Source organism: Pseudoalteromonas sp. T1lg10, from assembly GCF_002964545.1.
GTDB lineage: Bacteria > Pseudomonadota > Gammaproteobacteria > Enterobacterales > Alteromonadaceae > Pseudoalteromonas.
The window spans coordinates 225703-246838 of the sequence record NZ_PQBV01000051.1 but is presented as its reverse complement, the minus strand read 5'-3'; the positions used below and the strand labels follow the sequence as shown (position 1 = coordinate 246838).

Sequence of the window (21136 nt, the reverse complement as noted above, 5' to 3'; positions counted from 1 at the left end):
GAATGGGTGTCTAGCTTATTTTTCGTTGTTGAGGTGTCGGCGTAGAGCACCGACACCTAGGGTTATTCCTTTAAAACGCACTTAGGCGGTGGTTGCAGAGATAGGGTAAGCTCTACGGCCCTGCTTTCTCAGCAGGGCAACCAAATGGCGTCGTGCCCTGTAAGCAGGCGTCCAATTGTGCAAGGCCAGCCACTGCTTTTGCAGCGGATAGGCCTTGGGCTTATTTCGTCCCTTACTGGCTATATCGCTGTCAAAATAGTTGTCCTGGGCTATGGGGTAGGGATGCAGGGCACCAACATAAACGCCGGTCTCCCAGGTATGCTGAATGTCCGTGTCCACCGGACGATAAATCTTATTTGCATGAGCCAACATCTGCTTTGCGCCGAAGCGACTGATCACATAGGCACAGCAGCCGCTTAACGGCTTATCATGGATCACTAATTTGTGTGTGCTATCCAGCTCGGTGCTGAACTTGTTGGTGCGCTCTCGCCCTTGATAATTACAAAGCTTGATGATGTCTACCGGGAACTTGTGATTTAACACCGACGCCAGGCTGGACTTAAGATCCCCGACCAGGGAAAAGTCATCTTCAAGCACCAAGGCATACTCGCTTTGGCTATCGAGCAGGGTTTGCCAACATTTTTTGTGGCTAAGGTAACAGCCGATTTCGCCATCGCTTAAAGGGCGGTAGAACTTGTTGCGATTGGCTTTGTCATCCACCACTTCACGCTTTTGCGCTGCAGATAGTTGGCGGCCGTTCACCGCATCAATGCGTGCAAAGGTTAACCCTTGTGCGGTTAGCTGTTGCGTCGCCCGTTGCAGTCTATTGTCACTGCCTTTGAGGTTAATCACATAAATGGGGATCATCATGCTCTCCACCGATTGTCTTGGCGCCAGTATGGGATAGGAATAAGTCATAGCTGTGTATTCGAGATGACAGGGTGGTTACGTTAAAGGTCTGAGTGTCCATAGTGTTATGGGGGGGAAGCAGGTCTAAAAGAAAAATGTGATCTGATTGAATAATAGACACGTAGAGATGGCTGTAGTGAATGTGAATCTCCCTTTATCAGACATGTATAAGGACTCAGACCATGAATTCTCTAGCCCGCTCTTTACACACCACCCTTATTGCCGCAGCGCTGAGCGCTACTTTGGCGTCGCCGGCTATGGCCGATACCCCCAAGTGGGCCGATAAGTCGCCAGCCAGCATAGTTGAATTTGCAGTTGGCGCTTCTGGCAGCCCGTTTGACTTTGATGACAATGGTGGTGATTTCGATATCCTGGTTGCAGCGCTGATCGATACCAACACCATAGGAATTTTCGATGGCACCGACTTCACCGTATTTGCGCCAAACGACCAGGCATTTTACAACCTCACTAACACGGACAATGACGAGGATGCTTACAACGCCGTGGTAAATTTGTTGGGTGTTGAAGGGGTGGCCGGGGTGCTTGCCTATCATGTGACCGATGGGGTGCGTAATTCTCGCTCGGTAGTGAGAGCGAAACAGTTAACCATGCTCGATGGCAACACCATTATGTTCGACAGTGGCCTGATCATTGCCAATGGTTCTGAAGCCGGCCTAGTGAACATAGACAATCGCTTGGCAGACGGCATGGTGCACATTATAGACACCGTACTTATTCCTTAGTGGTGGTAATCACTGTCCTCAGTTAAAGCGCTCCTTTTCTTAGGAGCGCTTTTTTTAGTGCTGTTCACCACCCACGTTTATTAGCGCCATGGCGCTTCCCGATGACGGGCATTAAATGGGCGTTGCGCTAGATTTCACCTCGCTTGCCTGGGGGCGATAATGGTGTAAATAGCAGCCACAGACATACACAACAATCGAGGTGGCTACCATTAATTCAATCTGGGCCAAGGATATTACCCAGCCAATTTCTTTTGCTTGCCAGCCTGTGACTGTCATCCAATCCGCGACTTTAAACAGCGCCGTGGCACCTATCACCAGCGGAAAGGTAAAGGCAGCGTAACCTGGGCTAAAGGGCAGGCGAAGGAGCTTAAAGAATGCCAGATACACCACGGATGTCATCAGTACCGCCAGGGTGAGCAACACACCTATCACCAGCGGCGAAGGACCGTGAACCAAGGAAAGATAACCGGCCAGTGACAAACTCGCAGGTGCCGCCAGCACGGCCAGGGTGGGCTTGGCGGCATCGGCAACCTGTTCTTTAAAGAGTAAGCGATAGAGCATAAGCGGCAGCATCAGGGCATACATGGCCATACCAAAAATCAGTAAAGCTTCTGCTAAAGGGCGCAGCGTGCCGCCGGGAAAGGTGACGTCAGCAACAATAATGCCGATGGGCGGGATAAACCAGCTTGGCACCATGTGCTGAAGTTGAAAGTCGCTTAAACGGTGGTACGCAAACAGTGCGAAGAACACGCAGTGCAACAGCACGGCCACTAGCCAGAGTCCTTGAGCGAGCGCAGGGGTGAGCGCGCCCAAGGCGTTCGATACCACCATGGTGGCCATAGTAAAGGTGGGCAACACGCTCCCTGTCATCGGATGACGCAAGTCTTCCCGCAAGGTAAGGGGATGAGTGAGAAACTTGGCCAGTACCAGCAGCAATAACGCCGTTGCGATTAAGGCCCCCGAGGCTTGCGCCAGGCCGTTCAAAGCGGCGGCGTTCTCCCAACACCAGCCCAATGAGGCTATCCCCAGGGCTAACCCTGATAAGGGAGTAGGTACCTTGGTTAACCTGGATTGTCGTTCACTTATGGTCATGCTTAGCCCTTTGAGTGTTTATTCCATCGGCGAGTCGCGCGATTTGGGCACTAGTGTAAGGGGAAATGTTGGTTTAATATATTTTAAAATATTTAGCATATCTTTAAGTAATACTTAACAGGGGGCGCATGAATATTGCGTTACGACAATTGCGGGTGTTTGTGGCCGTGGCTCAGGAACTCAGTATCACCAGCGCCGCCGACAAGCTATGTTTATCTAAGCCGGCGGTCAGCATGGCGCTGAGTGAGCTTGAGAAGCAACTGGGACAGCAGCTTTTTGATCGTCACAATAACCGCTTACTGATCAATGAGCAGGGGCGGCGTTTATTGCCCCTTGCGGATGAATTGCTGGCGCGCAGCCAGGATATTGAGCATTTGTTTAGTCAACAGGGCGCGATCACCGGCAAGTTAAACATCGGTGCCAGTGATACCCTAGGCAATCAGGTCGCGCCGTTTTTATTGCGAGATTTTCGTGCCACCTCGGGTCATCTTGAGCAGAGCTTGTATATCGCCAATACCGCGCAGATATGCCAGAAGTTGTGTGAGTTTGAGCTCGATATCGGCCTGGTAGAGGGCAGGGTTCATCATGGTGAGCTCCATAGTATTCCCTGGCTGGGCGATGAGATGGTAGTGGCCTGCCATCCGCAGCATCCACTGGCGCAGTTGTCGGCACCCACGCTAGCGGATCTGGAGCAGCAGCATTGGTTGTTACGTGAGCCCGGCTCAGGTACCCGGGAATACTTTCTAAATCACCTTGGCGCCCGATTAAGCAAGTGGCAACTGGCGTTTGAGCTCAATAGCACCTCGGCCATTATTAACAGCACCGCCGCCGGGCTCGGCATTACCTGTTTGTCACGCCGAGCCTTGAGCCAGGCTGAACAGTTAAAGCGGGTGAGCATATTGAACTTGCCAATCACACTTACACGGGATTATTGGCTGTTATACCATAAAGAAAAATATCAAAGCCCGTTACTTAAGCAGTTTATGCGCTTTTGTGAGAGTTGGTCCGCACAGTAAAAAACTCTTGAGTCGATAGCGAGCTAATTTGAGGCAAGCAAACGGGTGAAAATATAACAACAGGAAACACCATGGATTATTTGCAAATTAATAAGGCCGCTTGGGATAAAAGAACTCAGGTGCATATAGCGTCTGAATTTTACGGCGTTGAGGCTTTTAAAAATGGCCGCTGTTCCCTTAATCCCATTGAACGTGAACAGGTAGGTGATGTGACCGGTAAGTCTCTGCTTCACCTGCAATGTCACTTTGGTCAAGATACCTTGTCCTGGGCACGCCTAGGGGCAAAGGTGACCGGGGTCGATTTATCCTCGCAAGCCATCGCCCAGGCCAACGCCTTGAAGCATGCCTTAGGGCTGGACGCTCAGTTTATCGAAGCGGATATCTATCGCTTTGGCCAGGAAAATACCCAGCAGTACGATCTGGTGTTTACCTCCTACGGCACCATTTGCTGGTTACCGGATTTAACCCTGTGGGCCCAGACCATAGCCGCAGCCTTGAAAGTAGGCGGGGAGTTTCACCTGGTAGAGTTTCATCCCATTAACGATGTGCTTAGCGGCTACGCCTATTTTCCAAGTGAGCAGCCCGATGTGGAGGAAGAAGGCACCTACACGGAAAATTGTGATGGCACCACCTCAACGACCGTGTGCTGGTCGCATTCGCTCAGCGAGGTGATGAGCGCCTTAATAGGTGCGGGCCTAAGCATCGAAGCCTTTAACGAATATCCCTACAGCCCCTACAATTGTTTTGAGGGGTTAGAGCCGGTGCCCGGTCGTGGTTATCAGAAGTTACATAACGGCCAGCAAGTGCCCTTGGTGTATGGGGTCAAGGCTCGTAAAATTGCGGAATAACGCTTATGGTCGCGACGCTCGCTGAAGTAGCAGTGTTTTAATGATGCTGCCAATACTAAGCAGAATAAAGGCAATAAGGCCGATATAGATGGGGCGATAGAAATCGATGGGTGTGTGCGTGGCAACTATGGTTTGGTAAATGGCCGTGCCTGCAGCAATGACTAATGCATGCTTGCCGTTATTGTAGATATCCTTTCTCATCCTGAAACACTTCCTTTGTTATTTCGATAAGCCGAAGACTGACTTCGGCTTTTTTCTGTTGTGCATTTAGGCGTTATTTCTTTACCTTGCCGATATCGTACGACGTCATCCAAGGGGTTTTGCGCGACAGCGACTTGCCGGTATGGATGGACACAGACGGAGTCTCGTCGTCTTTTACGAAGGTGGTGCGCAGTGAGTTTTCAGACTCTTTTTGTTGCTCATACCAGCCTTCGCCTAAGCATTGGCGAGTAAAATCCGATGCTTTTTGGTGGATTGCCAGGGCTCCGTCTTTATCCGCGTAGGTTTGCTGGCAGCTATAGGCATAGGTGCGCTCGTGCAGGGCGCTGATGTGGCAGCTGTCGCCCACCAGGTGATAACGGGCCTGCCAGCTGTCGATAAACTTGGACTGGGTGCGTGCCATTTTCAAACCATCAAACTGATTGTCATAGGCCGACATCAAGGCTTGGATTTTGTCGCAGGAAGAAAGGTTATCGACATAGGTTTGTTGCTGTTTTTGCGCTGGGCTGGCGCAGCCGGCGAGGAGAATAACGGCCGCTAATGCTGGGTAAATTGCTTTCATGGCAAACAGGTCCTTATTTGTAGTAGCCTAAGCATACAAAATCTCTGGGCGGTGTGGCAATGTAAAACACCCAGAGAGTGAATAATTGCCCACCTAAACAGCTATTTACTTACAAGTGCGGCCCTTTTTGGGGCGCTGACCCGGCTAATGCCGAGACTGCAACCGCGCTACCACATCTCCTAAGGATAAACCCTGGCGCTGCAGCAACACAATTAAGTGATACAGGAGATCGGCGGCCTCATCGGTGAGCTCGTTATTGTCGTTTTTCATCGCTGCCAAGGCGACCTCCACCCCTTCTTCGCCTACCTTCTGGCAACTGCGGCTAAGCTCCTTGGCAAACAGTGATGCTGTGTAGCTCGTTTGTGGATCCGCATCCTTACGATCGATAATGATTTGCTCCAGCTCGGCTAAAAAGCCCAAACTCGGCTTGGCATCGCCAAAGCAACTTTGGGTGCCGAGGTGACAGGTGGGGCCTTGGGGGTAGGCCATGACCAGAATGGAATCCTGATCGCAGTCGGTGTAGATGGCTTCAACCTGTAAAAAGTGACCGGAACTTTCGCCCTTGGTCCACAGACGCTGTTTTGAACGGGAGTAAAAGGTGACTTTCTTTTGCTCCAGGGTGTGGGTGAGTGCCGCCTGATCCATAAATCCCTGCATAAGAATTTGCCCGGTAATAAAGTCCTGCACCAGGGCGGGGATCAAAGGGCACTTGGCAAAATTCACATCGCTTACATTGCTAATATCTATTCGCATAATCGAGTCGCTATCTTGTTATAGGCTAGGTGTTGTTTTAATTCGTTAATATTTATCAAGTTCTTATGAAATACACTGGCGGCTAGGGCCCCATCTACCTGGGCTTCTTTAAAGACCTCACTGAAGTCGCTGATTTTTCCGGCGCCGCCGGAGGCAATCAAGGGCACATGGCAGATATCCCGTACTTTGGCTAATTGTTCAATGTCATAGCCCTTGCGCACACCATCTTGGTTCATACAGTTTAGTACGATTTCACCGGCGCCGAGGGCCTGCACTTGCTCAACCCATTCCAGAGTATTGTAGTGGGTGCGCGATGAACTGTTGGGATCGCCGGTAAGCTGATAGACCAGATACTCGCCTGTTTGGGCATCGAAAAAGCTGTCGATGCCGACTACCACGCATTGTTTGCCAAATTCGTCGTGTAACTCGCGAATAAGCTCGGGACGGGCAATGGCCGGACTGTTGATACTGATTTTATCGGCGCCGCTTTCAAGCACCCGCGCCGCATCGGCGACGGACTTGATGCCGCCGGCAACGCAAAAGGGGATATCGATATGTCGGGCTATATGCTCGACCCAATTCACATCAAGCAGGCGTTTTTCTACACTGGCGCTGATTTCATAAAACACCAGCTCATCGGCGCCGGCATCGCTGTAGGCCTTGGCCAACTCAAGAATATCGCCGACGATTTCATGGCCTTTAAACTGTACGCCTTTAACGACCTGGCCGTCTTTCACATCCAAACAAGGGATTATGCGTTTTGACAACATGCTAGTGCCTCCTCAACCGTAAAGGCGCCATCAAGCAGGGATTTGCCCAAGATCACCCCTTGGGTGCCAATTTCTTTTAAGCGACGAATATCCGCTATTGAGCTGACGCCACCGGAGGCCTGAATGCGCAGACTGGGGTTATGCGCCTGCAGTTGCTCGTACAAAGCAAAGGAAGGGCCGCTCATGGTGCCGTCTTTGCTGATGTCGGTGCATAAAAAGTCTTTCACCCCAATTTCGGTGTAAAAGTTGATAAGCTCAAACAAGGAGACATCACCACTTTCCAACCAGCCATGGGTGGCGGGCATCCAGCCCTTTTCGGTGTTATTCACATCCAGGGCAATGACAAATTTCGGAGCACCGTATTGGTTTATCCAGCTTGCCACTTGCTCTTGGTTATTGACCGCTTTTGAGCCAATCACCACCTGTGCGGCGCCGGCGGTGAGCCACTGCTCGACATCCTGGCCGGTGCGAATACCGCCGCCGACTTGATAGCCGACCTTGAGCGCCTTGGTGGCTGCCTGAATTTGTCGCCATTGCTTTTTGCTTGGATCTCGCGCCCCTTCTAAATCGACCAGGTGCAGCTTTTGTGCGCCTTGTTGCTGGTATTCCATGAGCCGTTCGGCCAAGTCAAAGGGATAGAACTGGGCGGTGTCGTATTTGCCCTGAAATAAACGCACGATTTGTTGTTGTAATACATCTAATGCTGGAATAATCATAATGCGTCCTCAAAGCTGCCAGTCAATAAAGTTTTGCAGTAAGCGCGCGCCCACTTTGGCGCTGCGCTCCGGGTGAAATTGCATGCCGGCGTAGTTGTCCTGGGCGACCATGGCCGAAAACGTTTGGCCGTATTCGCTGGTGGCCAGGGTTGCCTGGTTACAGCCATGGGCGAAGCTGTGCACAAAGTACACCTGATCGTCATCCTTAACACCCTTGGTCAGTGGGTGCGTTTTGGTGATCTTTAGGGTATTCCAGCCCATGTGCGGGGCACTTAAATTCCCCACCTCAAGCTCGCCGACGGCGCCGGGAATGATGCCTAAACAGGGGGTGTCGCCCTCGGCCGTGTGCTCGCACTGCAACTGCATGCCCAAACATATGCCCAGTAATGGCCTTTGGTATTCCTTAATGGCTTCTTGCCAGCCGCCGTTAATCAGGCGCGCCATGGCAACCTTGGCATGGCCCACTCCCGGTAATACGGCGCGCTCATAGCGGCTTAGTTGCTCGGCGTCGGTGATCACATCAACCTGAGTATGCAAACGCTCAAAGGCAAAGCGCACCGAATTGATATTGGCGCAGCCGGTGTTGATTATGGCTATCATAAAACCCCCTTGGAGCTGGCCATTTGTTGCGAGCTGTCTTTGCTGATGGCCATGCGCAGCGCCCGGGCGAAGGCCTTAAACAGGCCCTCAACCTGGTGGTGACAATTCCCAGGCGTGACACTTAAAATCAGCGACAGGGCGGCGTTATCGCTGAGGCTTTTGAAAAAGTGTTCGACCATTTGTACATCCATATCGCCGACTTTTTCACGGCTAAAATCGGCATTTAACACAAACGAAGCGCGACCTGATAAGTCGATTTGCGCTTCGGCCTTACATTCATCCATCGGCAGGGCAAAGCCATAGCGGGCAATTTGCGACTTGGTGCCGAGAGCCTGGCGTAGCGCCTGACCCAAGGCGATGCCCACATCTTCGACCAGGTGGTGCTCGTCTATGTGCAAATCGCCACTGGCCTTAATATCCAGGTAAATATTGGCGTGGGTGCGGATCTGATCCAGCATATGGTCGAAAAAGCCCAGCCCAGTGCTGATTTCGCCACTTTTATTGGCATCCAGGTTCAGCGCCACGGCAATTTGCGTTTCCTTGGTGTCGCGGCTGACGGCCCCTTGGCGGTCGGCGGTAGTCAAGCGAGTGACTATTTGCGCCCAGTTATCCTGATACAAGATGCCCTGCATACAGAGGTTTTCGGCCAGTTGAATATCGGTCTGACGGTCGCCAATGACATAGGAGTTGGCGATATCGACCTTGCCTGAGCGCATTAAGTCGACCAGCAAACCGGTTTTTGGTTTACGGCATTGGCAGTTGTCGCCATCGAAGTGCGGGCAGATCAGCACGTCTTCAAAGTGAATGCCTTGGGAGGTAAATAGTTCCATCATTTTGTTGTGCGGCGCGTCGAAGTCCGCCTGCGGGAAACTGTCCGTGCCCAAACCATCTTGGTTAGACACCATCACCAGGCGATAGCCGGCCGCTTGCAGGGCGAGCATCGCTGGGATAACACCGGGTAACAAGGCTAATTTCTCTAGGCTGTCGACTTGCTTATCGCTGATAGGCTCTTCAATCAGGGTACCGTCGCGGTCAATAAATAAATAGGGGTTGCTCATATTAGTTCCTAAAAAGTGCCTTGTTATTAGTTTGCAGTGGAGTCGGTTAATGAGTCCAGCCAGGCTTTGACCTCACCGAGCTCCTGCTCATTGCCGATGGAAATACGCAGCCAATCGTCCTGGCCATAAAGGGTAAAGGGGCGCATGACCAGGCCCCGCTGATAGGCAATGGCAATGGCGTTTTTGTCTTTTAGCTGCAAGGTGACAAAGTTACCCTCACCTTTGAGCACCCGTGTGACCGCATCGCTTTGTTCCAGCCATTGTTGCAAGCGTGATTTAAGGGCATTTAAAGTGTCCACCTGACGGCGCATTGACGCTATGTTTGCAGTGCTCAGCGCTTGTGCGGCGATGTCGGCCACCACGGTGGAAACCGGGTAGGGCGCTAAGACCTTGCGCAGTGGTGCCAAGACCTGGGTGTTGGCCAGGGTAAAACCTGTGCGCAGACCCGCCAGAGCAAAGGCTTTGGACAGGGTGCGTAGCACCACCACATTGGCGTAGTCAGCCAGTAAAGAAACCGCGCTTTGCTCAGGGCAAAACTCGATATAGGCTTCATCAACCACCACTAGAGCGCTGCTTGTTAGGCGCGTGGCAATGGCGGCGATTTTATCTTGGCCTACCAAGGCGCCGGTGGGGTTATTGGGGTTACAGATAAACACCAGCTTGGCATCGCCAACCTGGGTGCAAATCTCATCCACCTCGCCTTGGAGCAATAATTCCTGGCTCAGGGTATTGAGCGCGACATTATGGGTGTCGGCGGTGACTTTATACATGCCATAGGTGGGTGCAAAAATGGCGATGCTGTCTTTTGTGCTCTGGCAGAAGGTGCGTACCAGCAGCTCTATGCCTTCATCGGCGCCTCGGGTCATCACCACCTGCTCTGGCGCTAAGCCCACATAGTCAGCGTAGGCCTGGATCACCTGCTGCGGCTGCGGATCCGGGTAGCGGTTGAGAGCCTGACCACTGAGTTGATATTCGCGGTTATAAGGGCTTTCGTTGGCATTGAGCCAGGTTGAGCCGCTGAGCTTTTCACTCTTTGCCGAGCTGTAGGCACTGAGGTCGGCAATATTTTTCGGCAGTAGGCCTTGTGGCAACGTCAGGGTATCGCTTTGTTTTACGTCGGTGCTCACTGTTTTTCTCCTAAACGGATGCGAACGGCATTGGCGTGAGCGTCGAGCCCTTCTGCTGCAGCCATGGGAATAATTGCTTTTGCCAAATCGGCCAAACCACTTTTGGTGACGGTTTGCACCGTATAGGTGCGATAAAAATCAAGCAGGCTCAGGCTTGAATACACCTTTGAGTAGCCGTATGTAGGCAAGACGTGATTGGTGCCAGAGGCATAATCACCGGCCGATTCAGGGGTGTAATCGCCGACAAAAATCGAGCCGACATTCTTAATCTTAGGCAAGAACTCGGCGCTTTCGCCAAGTTGCAGGATCAGGTGCTCAGGCCCGTATAAATTGGAGACTTCCACGGCCTGGGCAATGCTTTGCACCTTGAACAGTGCTGAGTTTTCAAGGGCTGCTTTGGCAATCTGGGCGCGTGGCAGGGTTTTTAATTGCTCTGCCAGTGCCTTTTCTGTCGCTGCGATCACCTCGGCGCTGTCGCTAAGGAGAATAACCTGAGAGTCTGGGCCGTGCTCCGCCTGAGATAGCAGATCCGCAGCAATAAATTCGCCATTGGCGCGTGCATCGGCGATGACTAACAATTCCGAAGGTCCGGCGGGCATATCTATGGCTAACCCGGGCACCTGCTGGGCGCACAATTGCTTGGCCATGGTCACATAGGCATTGCCCGGGCCGAAAATCTTATTCACCTGGGGCACGGTCTCCGTGCCGTAGGCCAGGGCGGCAATGGCCGGTGCGCCACCGATTTGCAGCACCAGCTTAATGCCGCAGAGGCTTGCCGCGTAGAGGATGGCCGGGGCAATAGCAGCATCGCCCTTGACCGGGGTGGCCAGCACCACAGTCTGCGCGCCGCTAATTTGCGCCAGCACACCTTGCATCAATACCGAGGAAGGCAATGGCGCACTGCCGCCTGGCACGTATATGCCGACGGCGTCGATGGCCTGGTAGCGCAACTCACAGGCCACTCCGGGCTGGGTGCTTAGGCTGATGTTCTTTGGCACCTGGGCCAAGTGAAAACGGCGAATATTATTGTACGCCTGTTTTATCGCATCCTTTAGTTCGGGATCGAGCGCTTGCTCGGCGTCGGCAAAATCAAGGTCGCTGCAAAGCAGCGGTGCATCGGTTGCACGGCCATCAAAGCGGTTGGCATAGCCGCGAAGTGCGCTGTCGCCATCGCTTTGTACGCGCTTGAGTATTTCCTCGCACACGGGGCGTACGTCATCGGCGGCGCTCACCGCCGGGCGCTGTAGCATCACTTTTTGTGCTGCTGGGCTAAGGGTATTCCAGTCAATCACGGGCCGTTACTCCATCATTTTTTCTATGGGCATAACCAGGATGGAATTGGCGCCGAGGGCTTTTAGCGATTCCATGGTTTCCCAAAACAGAGTCTCGCTGCTGACCATGTGCAGGGCCACGTACTCTTCGCTGCCGGCCAAAGCCAGTAGGGTAGGTTGACCCGTGCCGGGTAACAGGGCGCACACCTCATCAAGCCTGGCTTTAGGGGCGTGCATCATGATGTATTTGCTTTCTTTGGCTTGTTTTACACCGCGAAGGCGAGGCATGAGTTTGTCGATTAGTGCCAGCTTGTCTGCATCCGCTAGGTTTTCGTTTTGGATCAAGCAGGCGTTGGACTCTAAAATGGTGTCGCCCTGCATCAGGCCATTGGCCTCCAAGGTGGCGCCGGTCGAGACCAGATCGCAAATGGCATCGGCCAGACCTGCACGTGGGGCGACTTCGACCGAGCCGGTTAGCATCACCACGCTGGCATCTATGTTTTCGCGCTCGAGGTATTTGCTTAGGATCTCGGGGTAGGTGGTGGCAATTCGTTTGCCGGCAAACCAGGATTTATCCTGTTTACCAAGCTCCTGTGGCCAGGCCAGCGCCAGACGACAGTAACCAAAGTCGAGCTTGGCCAGCTTTTTCACCGAACCTTTGTTGCCACCGCGGGCACGCTCGGCCTGGGCTTCTTCGAGTACGTTTTCGCCGACAATCCCCAAGTCGCAAACGCCATCCATTACTAAACCCGGAATATCGTCATCCCGTACTCTTAGTACATCTATGGGCATATTGGTAGCGTGGGCGATAAGGCGTTGTTCGCGCAGATTTAATTTGATGCCTAATTGTTTAAGCAGTTCTTGGCAGTCTTTAGACAAGCGCCCTGATTTTTGGATTGCGATACGTAAACGGTTGGTGTTGCTCATAATTCATTTCCTAAGTTAAAAAACTAAAAACCCCGAGGGATCCTCGGGGCGAAAATGAATCTGGTTTTTTAGTCGCGCCGGAGGTTCCTTTTAGGAATAACCCCCCAGCGAAATACCTGACAGGCTATTCGATGATGTGGCGATGATGATGAATAGTAGTTGTCAGTGTATAAGTCATGTTTGCGCTCGTGTTGTTGCTAAACTGAAATAAGGTGATTGAGTTCGCTTATAGATAAGCACAGAGTTTGCATTTGTTGCAACTAATTTTTTTATAGCGTTAAAGTCTAATCTATAACCTTTGATAATATAACCAGTATTATCAAAGTGATAAGGAGTGTAACGCCAGGGTTTATTTGATCTTTTCGAGGTTAAGGATGAGCAGTTTGCTAAGGTTTTTGAATGAGAGAAAGCGACTTGATGTACATGGGGGCGGGAGTAAGGCAAGGATGTTTCTCCTCGCCTTGATGTCTGGGCGTAACTAGCGCCTAGAAGTACAGGTGCTCTTTGATTTCACCGGCTACTTTGATCTCACATTTGTCGCCAGATTTTTGCTGCGAGGCCTGGATCATACCGGCTATCATGCCAAACTTGCCGCCGCGCTCTTGTAATACAGAGCCAAAGTAGCAATAGCTGCTGATATCTTCACCTTGATAATCTGTGCTTAGGTTAAGCGTTGGGGTATAAGGAGCGAAGCGACCTTTCATCACCGGCTCGCCGTTAATGCTTAATTCCAGGTTATTTTTATCGACATTGTAGACGCCGCCAAAAGTCATCTCGGCGCCATTGATGGTCACCACTTTTTCTTGTGCCACACGAGGAGGAGTGCTGCCACAACCAGCTAAAGTGATTGCCGCCGCAAGGGCACAGGTGATAGTCATTTTGTTCATAGATAAATCCTTTTAGTTCAGACTGTTAGTTTATAAATTGAACATGCGCTAGGGTACATAAAAACAGGTACAAAGCCAAGTCTTGAGACGCAATTTGGAGTAGATTTAATTTTCGGCTATGATCGGCGCCTATTTTGTCTTTGCTGGCGCCTTTAATTTAATCCCACTATGAGCATAGAGCAGCTTTTTTCACCCACAGGCCCTTTGGCGCTGGCCTTTAAGGGCTATCGTCCCCGCCAGGCGCAAATTGATATGGCCAGAGTGTGTGACTCGGCGCTTAAAAATGCTGAGCAGGTGGTGGTTGAAGCGGAAACAGGTACAGGCAAAACCTTTGCTTATTTACTGCCGGCACTGACCAACAAGGGCAAATACATCATTTCCACCGGCTCCAAGGCCCTGCAAGAGCAGCTTTATCACCGCGATTTACCCACGGTCTACAAGGCCCTTGGCAGTGCCAAGAAAAAAGCTCTGCTTAAGGGGCGCAGCAACTATGTGTGTCATTATCGTCTGAACCAGCATGTCGCTCATGTGCCCAGCGATGACACTGACATTATGCATCAACTGGCCATGGTGGCTAAGTTTGCCGGGGAAACCCGCAGCGGCGATATCGCCGACTGCCCGGGCATAGAGGACGATGCCAAGGTGCTGCCCTATGTCACTTCCACCGCAGATAATTGTCTGGGCAAGGAATGTCCGGACTTCGATGCCTGCTTTATTCGCAAAGCCCGCCTGCGTGCCGCCGAGGCGGATATTGTGGTCATTAACCATCACCTGTTTTTTGCCGATATGGCGGTCAAAGAAAGCGGCTTTGCCGAATTATTACCCGGCGCCGATGGTTATATCTTCGATGAAGCCCATCAATTGGCGGATATCGCCAGCGATTATTTTGGCGAAAGTGTATCAACGAAAAAGGTGTTTGCCTTTATCACCGACGCCCGCATGCTCTATCGCACCGAATTACGGGATATGCTGCAACTGGGTAAAACCCTGGATAAGCTTGAAGCGGCAACCCTGGATTTGCGCCTGCAATTACCCCATGACGGCGGACGCGGCGACTGGCGGCAGGCGTTAAGCAACAAGTCCTTGTGTGATGCGGTGCACAGAGTCAGTAAAGATCTGCAGTTTTTAAACCAGGTGCTTAAACTTGGCCTGGAACGCAGTGAGCTGGTGGAGCCCTTGTTAGAGCGATTGATGAGCCTGATAGCACAATTCGAACGGGTGTTCGATGTTGCCCCAAGCGGTTATAGCTACTGGTATGAGGCCAGCCGCCGCCATGTCAGTATTCATATCACGCCTTTAAATATTGCTGCCAAGTTTAAAGCCATGCTGGCCGAGCGCGAGGCCGGTTTTGTATTTACTTCGGCAACCCTGTCGGTCAACAATAATTTGACCCATTTTAGCGATGCCCTGGGCTTGTCCCCATCGCATCAGTTGATGTTGGCCAGTCCCTTTGATTATCAGCAACAGGCGCTGTTTTGTTTGCCTCGCTATTTACCACCTGCCAATTCCCCGGAAATGCCGCGTGCCTTGGTGGGAATTTGCCAGCAGGTGATTAAGGCGGCCAAGGGCCGTTGCTTCTTGTTGTTTACCTCCTACCGGGTGATGTACATGGTGGCCGAGGTGTTATGCCAGCAAATGGAGTATCCTGTTTTTGTTCAAGGGCAGATGTCGAAGCGCTTGTTGCTGGAACGTTTTACCCGCCATGGTAATGCGGTATTAATGGGCACCGCCTCTTTTTGGGAAGGGGTGGATGTGCGCGGCAGTGCCCTTAGCTGTGTGGTGATCGATAAGCTACCCTTTATTGCCCCGGATGATCCCCTGTTGCAGGCACGCATGCAGGAATGCGAACGTGGTGGCGGCGATCCCTTTGCGCAAATTCAATTACCACGGGCGGTGATCGCCCTAAAACAAGGGGTTGGCCGTCTGATCCGCGATAGCCAAGATCGTGGTGTTTTAGTATTATGTGACAACCGCGTTGTGACCCGAGACTATGGCCAGGTGTTTTTACAAAGCCTGCCCAATATGCGTCGTTGTCGCGACATGAATCAAGTGACCGCCTTTTTACAAACTATAGAGTAACTATGAGCCAAACCATCCTAGCCCTTGACGCCTCGACCGAAGCCTTATCGCTTGCCTTATCGCATCAGGATAAACTCTATCACTTTTTTGAAGTGTGCCCGCAGCAGCACAGCCAGCGTATTCTCGATGAAATCGATGCGCTGCTCAAACAGGCAAATTGCGATATTCAGGATGTGGATGTGATTGGTTATTGTCAGGGTCCAGGCAGTTTTACCGGGGTTCGTATCAGTGTTTCTGTTGCCCAAGGTTTGGCTTTTGCTACCAAGACTCCGGTGATAGGTGTTTCATCGCTGGCTATGATGGCGCAGCAGGCAATTAGCGAGCGTGGTGCCAGCAAAGTATTGGCGGCCATAGATGCGCGCATGGGTGAGGTATATCTTGGTGCCTATGAGGAAAAAGACGGTTTAGCTCAGTTAGTTGGTGAACAACAGGTGCTAGAACCTGCTGCCGTGACCAGCCCATTTAGCGCTGCAGTGGCCGTGGGTACGGGGTGGCAAACCTATACTGAGCTGGCCGGAAGTTTGAGCCAGGTTGAAGTGGATAAGGAGATCACCTTGCCCGATAGCCGCTATATGTTGCCTCTGTTGGCGAGTGAATTCGCCAAGGGCAATGTCGCCGATGCGGCGTCGGCGCAGCCAGTGTATGTACGCGACACAGTAACCTGGAAGAAGTTACCGGGTCGAGAATAATTATTGCGCTAACCAGGGGCTCTTGATCACTGTTAAAAACTGGTTTTTGTCATAAGCCAACACAGATCATTTGCCCTATCAGCCAAGCTTCACCAAGTGCGCATCAGCTTTAACCCCAGGTGCGCGCATTCTTGTGCACCAATAAAGTGGGGCGCGTAACAGCGTCGCCATTGTTCCTTACCCTGAATATGTCTTTTTACAAGGCCGTGCAGAAGTACAAGCCCTGGACCCTCTGTGCATGTAAGTTCAAAACGTCGGCTTTTCACCGATGGCAACGGTTATCACTTAAGCATATTTACATTTCGCGAATTGTGATAATACATTGTTAATATGTGGACAATATCACCATAAAGGGTTACTTTAAGAACAAATAAAAAATAATAATAAGTTAGTACTATTGTGCACCAACGCGTATTTGCCGTGTTTACCCGTGGAGCAGCCAAACTAGCCGCCAATACGGTCATTTTATCCTTGCGAGAGGGGTATATTGCCCTGATCCCATTTTTTGTGATGGCAGCTTTGGTAACCCTGGTTACGCACTGGTTGAATTATGAAGACCTGGGCGCTCGCTATGCATTTTTGAGCACGTTTAATGTCTTGGTCTGGACCTTGTTTCCCCTGACCACCTTGCTTTCCTTTAGTTATTACCTGGCCAAAAACCTCAAGCTAAACAGCATAGCCGTGCCTATTTTGGTGCTTACCTGTTTTACCCTGGCCACAGGTTATATTTATGTGCTCGATGATGGCAGCATAGGGATTAACAATCGTGCCGGTGTGTTCTACACCATAGTAATGCCCATTTTTTGTTGCTATACCATGCGTGCCATTTTGCGTGCGCGCTGGTTGCGTATTATGCCCGTTGGCAATATCAGCTTGTTTTTGGTCAAGCACCTGAATTTAATGTTTCCCTATATTCTGGTGGTGCTTGCCACCTTTATGCTGTTCCCCATGGTTGATTCCATGCTTGGCTCGGCACTTAGTCAGCTCAACGAGCTGCAGAGTCAGTGGAGCGGCAATGAAAAGCTCACCATGCAGCTGTTGAGCGCCCATGTGCTGTGGTTATTTGGCATTCATGGCGACCATGCCTATCAGATTATGGCAGCGCCGCAGATGAGCGACTATATGTTGAGCTTTGCTATGGACGGGCAAAGTTATCTCAATGCCTTTGTTTTGCTCGGTGGCTCCGGTTGTATCTGGGGTTTGCTGATTGCCTGCCTAATGCAGGGGCGGGGTACTCATGAAGCCAGTATTGCCAGGCCGGCTCGCCGCTGGCCCTGTTTAACCTTAGCGAAATCCTGGTTTACGCCTTGCCTTTAGTGTTAAACCCCTATTTTGTTGTGCCCTTTATCCTGGTGCCCTTGGTTAATGCCTTGCTGAGTAACCTGATGATCGGCCAAGGCTGGTTGCCTCTGGTTGCCGGGGCGGATATTCCCTGGTTTACACCTGTGTTTATGAGTGGCTATTTGGCCACCGGCAGTATAACTGGGGTACTTTGGCAGGCGCTGCTTATTGCGTTAAGCACGTTAATCTATCTGCCCTTTGTAAAGGCCAATAGAGAGCACAATGTCAGTGGTCGACAACTGGATATGCTGGTTAAAAGGGTGAGTGCCGGGCGCCAACTCGAGCGCCAGGCGGAGACTCATTTTGCCAAACGAGACAGCGAAAAATTTGCCGAGCAAAAGCGCCTGACCGAGGTCATAGAAACCCTGAAAGAGGGTGCCTTATGCCTGTATTATCAGCCTAAAATCTGTAAGCGGAGCAAGCGCATCCTTGGCTTTGAGGCGCTGCTGCGCCATAAACAAAGCGATGGCACCATTATCAGCCCCTGGTTTATCGAGGTGCTGGACCGTTTTCAAATGATGGATGTGGTCGACAGCTTTGTAATTGACCAATTGGAGTTGGATCTGCAGCAATTTCATCGCTACCAGTTGGCGCCTAAAATCAGCTTTAATATTTCTCCGCGCAACCTGATCTATCGTCGCTACAAGCGGGTGATCCGCGCTTTCAGCAAGTTTCCCGAACAAGTGGAAGTGGAGATTTTGGAGTCTTCCTATGTAGATGATTTTAGCCGCACCCAGGAGATAGTGGCGAAATTGCGTAGCGAGGGGATCCGCTGCGCAGTGGATGATTTTGGCACCGGCTACTCCTGTTTGAGTTTGCTCAGTAAACTCAATGTCGACACCATTAAGTTCGATCGTAGCCTGTTACCCACTGATGAGAATGATCCGGCCATTATTCTTTATCAAAGCCTGACGCAATTGTGTCATAAGCTGGGTTTTGAGGTAGTGGCCGAGGGCATAGAGACAGACTTTCATGCCAATTTTATTACCCCTTTACCGGTCAAGCAGTTACAGGGCTATTACTTTGATCGCCCACTGACGTTGGAGCAGGCAATACTTAAGTTTGCCGAGCAGGGTTCGGCGACTCCTGTGCCAATCAAACAGGATTTACCTGCCACCGAAAGTAAAAAAGCCGCTCTATGAGCGGCTTTTGAGTCTTCAGTTTTCAGTAGGGTTGTTAAACTATGTTAACAAGCAAGTTCAACAGTAACCCAATATTACATAGATATCAACATTGTTATTGTTTGTTAATAAATGATATTAACTTTATGGCGATATCAACATTATTTTGTGAGCCGTTAAATTGCTCGCGACCCACACCATGAGCGAACACCTGCACATCTACGCCGGTATGATCTGAGGTTGTCCAACCGGTGAAGCTGGCCTCGTTGATAAGTTTTTTCACCGTCAACACCAGTGCCTCTTCATCCACTTGTTTAGCGTGAGTGAGTAACACCTCATGATCTTTGGTGTAGGCCATGCCTGTGTCGGCCTGCCATTGCTCCTGCATATTGTCGCTGGTCATGAGGCGCTCGGCGATCACCTCGGCGGTGGCTTGTACGCCCTTAATCACATCCGCCTGCCATTTACGCTGACCCTTAGCTCCTATGGTTAAACCACCGGTGGAGTGATCGGCAGTAACCACCAATAAGGTATCGGGGTTTTTAGCTATAAAGTCCTTGGCGACCTTGATGGCTTCGGCGAAGTCGTGCATTTCCGCCATGGTACAGGCGATATCATTGGCATGGCCGCACCAGTCGATTTGACTGCCTTCGATCATCATAAAAAATGGCTGCTCGTTTTGCTCTAACAAAGACAGGGCCTTATGAGCCATCTTAGATAAACGTAGCGGGTCACTATCAAGGGCAAAGGGCAGACCTTTGGCGGCATACAGACCCAGGGCCGGTACCTGTTCGATTTGCTCTAGTTGGGCAAAGCTGTCGCTGTACTGATAACCGGCGGCGATAAACTCATTGACTAAGTTTCGGTCTTCACGGATAAAGTACTGGGTGCCGCCGCCAAGCATAAGATCTACCGGTAGTTTGCCGTTGATTTTATTATCGATATAGTCGTTGGCTATGGCGTCATAATTGTATCTGGCTTCATTATGAGCGGTGAAACTGGCGGGCGTCGCGTGGTTTATTTGCGATGTCACCACCAAAGCCGTGGTCATGCCTTTTTCCTTGGCGATTTCGAGCATGGTTTTTAATTTTTGCTTTTGGGCGTCTACGGAAACCGCACCGTTATACGTCTTGGTTGCCGTTGCCAATGCGGTGGCAGCGGCGGCAGAGTCGGTCACCACAGTGTCATCATCCGGGTAGGTGTGCGCCATACCTGTGAGCATAGAATCAAAGACGGTGGCCTCAACAGCGGCTGTGCTTGGGTCGTCCTGATAGTAGCGGTAAGCTGTGGTGTAGGCAGGTCCCATGCCATCGCCAATCATGTATATTATATTTTTTGGTGTTGGCGCATCGGCGCTGGCAAAAAAGCTGGCGAAGGAAAGGGCAGCCAAAGAAAATGTTGGTTTCATGTCAAAGTCCTATTGTCAGTTGCCGCCATTCTATACCCTAGATTATGAAAATAAACCGCCTTGCGGTGAAATGGAGCTGTTTTGCATACATTTTCAATAAATACCCGCGCTCTGACCCTGTGCGGCCTGAGCAATAGCCAACAGGCCATGGGCTTGCATCAGGACGATGTAGTGATCGCCTGTCATGGCTGGCAGGATAACAGCGGCAGTTTTGCACCCTTGATGCGGGCGTTATCTTTGAACCTGCCATTTTATGCCTTTGACTGGGCCGGGCATGGTTTATCCCAGTGGCGCCACCCTCAGGCACACTATTACTTTATTGATTATGTGGATGATTTACATCAGGTAATAAGTCAGTGTCAGGCACGAAGGGTGCATCTTGTCGGCCATTCTTTAGGCGCCATGGTGGCTTCTTTATATGCGGCCTGCTTTGGAGAGCACATCAGTAGCTTGACCCTGATTGAAGGTATCGGCCTGGTGTATGCCGAGCCCGAAGAGGCCAAGGCTCTGCTAATACGCGCCTTAGCACAACGGGCTCGGGGCGAAAAGATACGTGAATACCCAAGTGCCGCTGACTTAATAGCCCGACGCCTGGCAATGAGCGATTTTGATGAGTCGGTAGGCAATGAGTTGATGGCCCGTAATATGGAGCCAGGCCCCAAAGGGGGAGTGCGGCTGCGCACCGACCCGCGTATTAAGCATTATTCCGCTTTTCGCTACAGTGAGGCTCAGGCCCATGCTCTGCTCGATATTATAGAGGTACCGACTCTGCTTATTAAAGGCACCGCGGGCTATTCTATGGTGCACCAAAATGAGCATAAATTTGCTCATCATTACAGTCAGTTAAGTGCTAAAGTAGTAGCTGGCGGCCACCATTGTCATATGCAGAGCGCCTCTGAGTGCGCGCAGCTTATTGGTGCACACTTGCGTCAAAGTGGCGCAAGATAATTGTAACTTTGCCGTAATTATGGGAATATCGCAAAAATTAGAGCTTTTGCTC

General features: G+C 51.2%; 22 protein-coding genes. 8 read left to right on the top strand and 14 right to left on the bottom strand.

Annotation, left to right across the window (positions count from 1 at the left end; genetic code table 11):
• Window positions 1-81 precede the first annotated feature (81 nt).
• Window positions 82-918 carry a glycosyltransferase family 25 protein gene (locus C2M17_RS14335; RefSeq protein WP_105201402.1) on the bottom strand — a complete coding sequence of 279 codons (837 nt, stop codon included), beginning with the start codon at window positions 916-918 and terminating at the stop codon, window positions 82-84.
• A 173-nt stretch (window positions 919-1091) separates the two neighbouring features.
• On the opposite strand from C2M17_RS14335, the gene C2M17_RS14330 reads away from it, so the two are divergent.
• Window positions 1092-1652, top strand: a complete 561-nt coding sequence (locus C2M17_RS14330; RefSeq protein ID WP_105201401.1) for a fasciclin domain-containing protein — start codon at window positions 1092-1094, stop codon at window positions 1650-1652.
• Window positions 1653-1763: 111 nt separating this feature from the next.
• On the opposite strand, the gene C2M17_RS14325 is transcribed toward C2M17_RS14330, so the two are convergent.
• On the bottom strand, window positions 1764-2744 hold the full coding sequence (locus tag C2M17_RS14325) for a TDT family transporter (protein ID WP_105201400.1): 981 nt from the start codon (window positions 2742-2744) through the stop codon (window positions 1764-1766).
• Between the two features lie 128 nt (window positions 2745-2872).
• Here C2M17_RS14325 and C2M17_RS14320 point away from each other — a divergent pair, with 128 nt between their 5' ends.
• Entirely contained in the window at window positions 2873-3760 is an 888-nt protein-coding gene (locus tag C2M17_RS14320; protein ID WP_105201399.1) for a LysR substrate-binding domain-containing protein, read from the top strand.
• A gap of 71 nt (window positions 3761-3831) precedes the next feature.
• Window positions 3832-4608, top strand: coding sequence for a class I SAM-dependent methyltransferase (locus C2M17_RS14315; RefSeq protein WP_105201398.1), 777 nt, complete (start codon window positions 3832-3834; stop codon window positions 4606-4608).
• 3 nt (window positions 4609-4611) lie between these two features.
• Here C2M17_RS14315 and C2M17_RS14310 read toward each other — a convergent pair whose 3' ends face one another.
• The 11 genes from C2M17_RS14310 to C2M17_RS14260 form a co-directional block, all read right to left on the bottom strand.
• On the bottom strand, window positions 4612-4809 hold the full coding sequence (locus C2M17_RS14310) for a hypothetical protein (RefSeq protein ID WP_105201397.1): 198 nt from the start codon (window positions 4807-4809) through the stop codon (window positions 4612-4614).
• 73 nt (window positions 4810-4882) lie between these two features.
• Complete coding sequence (locus C2M17_RS14305; RefSeq protein ID WP_105201396.1) at window positions 4883-5389, bottom strand: hypothetical protein; 507 nt, start codon at window positions 5387-5389, stop codon at window positions 4883-4885.
• Between the two features lie 144 nt (window positions 5390-5533).
• On the bottom strand, window positions 5534-6142 hold the full coding sequence (hisIE, locus tag C2M17_RS14300; RefSeq protein ID WP_105201395.1) for a bifunctional phosphoribosyl-AMP cyclohydrolase/phosphoribosyl-ATP diphosphatase HisIE: 609 nt from the start codon (window positions 6140-6142) through the stop codon (window positions 5534-5536).
• Window positions 6133-6912, bottom strand: coding sequence for an imidazole glycerol phosphate synthase subunit HisF (gene hisF, locus C2M17_RS14295; RefSeq protein ID WP_105201394.1), 780 nt, complete (start codon window positions 6910-6912; stop codon window positions 6133-6135). Before hisF ends, hisIE begins: the two co-directional genes overlap by 10 nt.
• Window positions 6894-7628, bottom strand: coding sequence for a 1-(5-phosphoribosyl)-5-[(5-phosphoribosylamino)methylideneamino]imidazole-4-carboxamide isomerase (locus C2M17_RS14290; protein ID WP_105201393.1), 735 nt, complete (start codon window positions 7626-7628; stop codon window positions 6894-6896). The genes hisF and C2M17_RS14290 overlap by 19 nt, the downstream gene beginning before the upstream one ends.
• 9 nt (window positions 7629-7637) lie before the next feature.
• Window positions 7638-8228 (bottom strand): imidazole glycerol phosphate synthase subunit HisH, encoded by a 591-nt coding sequence (gene hisH, locus C2M17_RS14285; RefSeq protein WP_105201392.1) that lies wholly within the window; start codon window positions 8226-8228, stop codon window positions 7638-7640.
• The gene (gene hisB, locus C2M17_RS14280; protein ID WP_105188956.1) at window positions 8225-9286 is read right to left on the bottom strand and encodes a bifunctional histidinol-phosphatase/imidazoleglycerol-phosphate dehydratase HisB; all 1062 of its coding nucleotides are present in this window, start codon (window positions 9284-9286) and stop codon (window positions 8225-8227) included. The genes hisH and hisB overlap by 4 nt, the downstream gene beginning before the upstream one ends.
• Before the next feature lie 26 nt (window positions 9287-9312).
• The gene (gene hisC, locus C2M17_RS14275) at window positions 9313-10383 is read right to left on the bottom strand and encodes a histidinol-phosphate transaminase (protein WP_105201684.1); all 1071 of its coding nucleotides are present in this window, start codon (window positions 10381-10383) and stop codon (window positions 9313-9315) included.
• A 26-nt stretch (window positions 10384-10409) separates the two neighbouring features.
• Window positions 10410-11705, bottom strand: a complete 1296-nt coding sequence (gene hisD / locus C2M17_RS14270; RefSeq protein ID WP_442792608.1) for a histidinol dehydrogenase — start codon at window positions 11703-11705, stop codon at window positions 10410-10412.
• 6 nt (window positions 11706-11711) lie between these two features.
• Window positions 11712-12611: an ATP phosphoribosyltransferase gene (gene hisG / locus C2M17_RS14265; protein WP_105201391.1), complete on the bottom strand. Its 900-nt coding sequence runs from the start codon at window positions 12609-12611 to the stop codon at window positions 11712-11714.
• A gap of 485 nt (window positions 12612-13096) precedes the next feature.
• The gene (locus tag C2M17_RS14260) at window positions 13097-13498 is read right to left on the bottom strand and encodes a hypothetical protein (RefSeq protein WP_105201390.1); all 402 of its coding nucleotides are present in this window, start codon (window positions 13496-13498) and stop codon (window positions 13097-13099) included.
• Window positions 13499-13666: 168 nt separating this feature from the next.
• On the opposite strand from C2M17_RS14260, the gene C2M17_RS14255 reads away from it, so the two are divergent.
• The 4 genes from C2M17_RS14255 to C2M17_RS14240 all read left to right on the top strand — a co-directional run bounded on the left by C2M17_RS14255 (window position 13667) and on the right by C2M17_RS14240 (window position 18749).
• Window positions 13667-15577, top strand: a complete 1911-nt coding sequence (locus tag C2M17_RS14255; protein ID WP_105201389.1) for an ATP-dependent DNA helicase — start codon at window positions 13667-13669, stop codon at window positions 15575-15577.
• A 2-nt stretch (window positions 15578-15579) separates the two neighbouring features.
• Window positions 15580-16266: a tRNA (adenosine(37)-N6)-threonylcarbamoyltransferase complex dimerization subunit type 1 TsaB gene (tsaB, locus tag C2M17_RS14250; RefSeq protein WP_105201388.1), complete on the top strand. Its 687-nt coding sequence runs from the start codon at window positions 15580-15582 to the stop codon at window positions 16264-16266.
• A gap of 399 nt (window positions 16267-16665) precedes the next feature.
• Window positions 16666-17583 carry a hypothetical protein gene (locus C2M17_RS14245; RefSeq protein ID WP_105201387.1) on the top strand — a complete coding sequence of 306 codons (918 nt, stop codon included), beginning with the start codon at window positions 16666-16668 and terminating at the stop codon, window positions 17581-17583.
• Entirely contained in the window at window positions 17583-18749 is a 1167-nt protein-coding gene (locus C2M17_RS14240) for an EAL domain-containing protein (protein WP_105201386.1), read from the top strand. Before C2M17_RS14245 ends, C2M17_RS14240 begins: the two co-directional genes overlap by 1 nt.
• A gap of 94 nt (window positions 18750-18843) precedes the next feature.
• On the opposite strand, the gene C2M17_RS14235 is transcribed toward C2M17_RS14240, so the two are convergent.
• Window positions 18844-20136: an alkaline phosphatase gene (locus C2M17_RS14235; RefSeq protein ID WP_105201385.1), complete on the bottom strand. Its 1293-nt coding sequence runs from the start codon at window positions 20134-20136 to the stop codon at window positions 18844-18846.
• Between the two features lie 81 nt (window positions 20137-20217).
• On the opposite strand from C2M17_RS14235, the gene C2M17_RS14230 reads away from it, so the two are divergent.
• Entirely contained in the window at window positions 20218-21084 is an 867-nt protein-coding gene (locus C2M17_RS14230; protein ID WP_105201384.1) for an alpha/beta fold hydrolase, read from the top strand.
• The last annotated feature ends 52 nt before the right edge of the window (window positions 21085-21136 follow it).

Coding starts and splice junctions, on each gene's coding strand:
- C2M17_RS14335 (WP_105201402.1), bottom strand. CDS start 918: ATGACTTATTCCTATCCCATACTGGCGCCAAGACAATCGGTGGAGAGC.
- C2M17_RS14305 (WP_105201396.1), bottom strand. CDS start 5,389: ATGAAAGCAATTTACCCAGCATTAGCGGCCGTTATTCTCCTCGCCGGC.
- C2M17_RS14235 (WP_105201385.1), bottom strand. CDS start 20,136: ATGAAACCAACATTTTCTTTGGCTGCCCTTTCCTTCGCCAGCTTTTTT.
- C2M17_RS14260 (WP_105201390.1), bottom strand. CDS start 13,498: ATGAACAAAATGACTATCACCTGTGCCCTTGCGGCGGCAATCACTTTA.
- C2M17_RS14330 (WP_105201401.1), top strand. CDS start 1,092: ATGAATTCTCTAGCCCGCTCTTTACACACCACCCTTATTGCCGCAGCG.
- C2M17_RS14310 (WP_105201397.1), bottom strand. CDS start 4,809: ATGAGAAAGGATATCTACAATAACGGCAAGCATGCATTAGTCATTGCT.
- hisF (WP_105201394.1), bottom strand. CDS start 6,912: ATGTTGTCAAAACGCATAATCCCTTGTTTGGATGTGAAAGACGGCCAG.
- C2M17_RS14325 (WP_105201400.1), bottom strand. CDS start 2,744: ATGACCATAAGTGAACGACAATCCAGGTTAACCAAGGTACCTACTCCC.
- hisG (WP_105201391.1), bottom strand. CDS start 12,611: ATGAGCAACACCAACCGTTTACGTATCGCAATCCAAAAATCAGGGCGC.
- hisH (WP_105201392.1), bottom strand. CDS start 8,228: ATGATAGCCATAATCAACACCGGCTGCGCCAATATCAATTCGGTGCGC.
- hisB (WP_105188956.1), bottom strand. CDS start 9,286: ATGAGCAACCCCTATTTATTTATTGACCGCGACGGTACCCTGATTGAA.
- C2M17_RS14255 (WP_105201389.1), top strand. CDS start 13,667: ATGAGCATAGAGCAGCTTTTTTCACCCACAGGCCCTTTGGCGCTGGCC.
- C2M17_RS14290 (WP_105201393.1), bottom strand. CDS start 7,628: ATGATTATTCCAGCATTAGATGTATTACAACAACAAATCGTGCGTTTA.
- C2M17_RS14315 (WP_105201398.1), top strand. CDS start 3,832: ATGGATTATTTGCAAATTAATAAGGCCGCTTGGGATAAAAGAACTCAG.
- C2M17_RS14320 (WP_105201399.1), top strand. CDS start 2,873: ATGAATATTGCGTTACGACAATTGCGGGTGTTTGTGGCCGTGGCTCAG.
- tsaB (WP_105201388.1), top strand. CDS start 15,580: ATGAGCCAAACCATCCTAGCCCTTGACGCCTCGACCGAAGCCTTATCG.
- hisIE (WP_105201395.1), bottom strand. CDS start 6,142: ATGCGAATAGATATTAGCAATGTAAGCGATGTGAATTTTGCCAAGTGC.